At 70.6% G+C, this 269-nt stretch carries 1 protein-coding gene; it reads left to right on the forward strand.

Annotation, left to right across the window (positions count from 1 at the left end; genetic code table 11):
• On the forward strand, window positions 1–269 hold a 269-nt coding region (locus tag ACQG3P_RS19840), incomplete at both ends, for a histidine kinase dimerization/phospho-acceptor domain-containing protein (RefSeq protein WP_426806005.1).

Consider the following 269-nt stretch of genomic DNA (forward strand, 5'->3'; position numbering starts at 1 on the left):
CACCCGCTTCCTGGCCGAACTCGGCCGCCGGGTGCGTGCGCCGTTGACGCCGGTACTCGGCTGGAGCGAGCAGCTGCTGCAGTCGCCGTTGTCGGGCGTGCAGCGCGAGCAGGTCGGCAGCCTGCAGCAGGCGGGGCACCACCTGCAGCAGTTGATGGACGATGCGCTGGACCTGGCCGGTATCGAATCAGGCCGCCTGCGGCTGCACCCAGCGCCCATCGTGCTGGTGGAGGTCATGCGTGAGCTGCATGCGCTGCTGCTGCCGGTGG

Origin of the sequence: Stenotrophomonas sp. SrG, assembly GCF_050031795.1 — a bacterium.
In the GTDB taxonomy this organism is placed as follows: Bacteria; Pseudomonadota; Gammaproteobacteria; order Xanthomonadales; family Xanthomonadaceae; genus Stenotrophomonas; species Stenotrophomonas rhizophila_A.